Annotated in this window: 1 protein-coding gene; it reads left to right on the top strand. The window is 39.6% G+C overall.

What is annotated here, in order from left to right; genetic code table 11:
• Positions 1 to 657, top strand: a 657-nt coding sequence (locus tag PGRAN_RS16895; RefSeq protein ID WP_036068523.1) for a toxin Cry1Ac domain D-VI-related protein, incomplete at both ends; no start/stop codon positions are given.

Genomic DNA, 657 nt, shown 5'->3' on the forward strand with positions numbered 1-657 from the left:
CCAACAACTGATACTATCAAAACATCAACAGATCAAGAGGCAATTGATAGCGCCCAAGCAGAGATTAACAAAATTAGCGATCCATCACTAAAAACAGGATTACAGACAAATCTAGATCGTGCACAAGAACTACTGGATGAACGTAATGCAGTGGCAAAGCAAGTAGAAGATGCGACAAAAGCAGTCGATACATTATTCACCAACGATACGCCGACAAGCAATGCCATCAAACCCACAACAACACAACAAGCAATTGATGATGCAAAAAAACTAGTGGCTGCCATTACAGATGCAGCAGTAAAAGCAACTCGTCAAGCTGATTTAGACAAAGCCCAAACCTTATTAGATACTCGTACGGCACAAGCAGTAGCAGATCAAGAACAAAAAACAGTGGCAAATTATGTAGTAAATCAACTATTTGTAGGCAATACCCCAACAAGTGATGCCATCAAAACATCAACAGGTCAAGAGGCCATTGATAACGCCCAAGCAGAGATTAACAAAATTAGCGATCCATCACTAAAAACAGGATTACAGACAAATCTAGATCGTGCACAAGAACTACTGAATGAACGTAATGCATTAACAAAACAAGCAGAGCAAGCAGTCGACGAATTATTCAATAATGGTGATAAGAACGGTTCACTAAAAGCTGAA

Origin of the sequence: Listeria grandensis FSL F6-0971 (assembly GCF_000525835.1) — a bacterium.
GTDB lineage: Bacteria > Bacillota > Bacilli > Lactobacillales > Listeriaceae > Listeria_A > Listeria_A grandensis.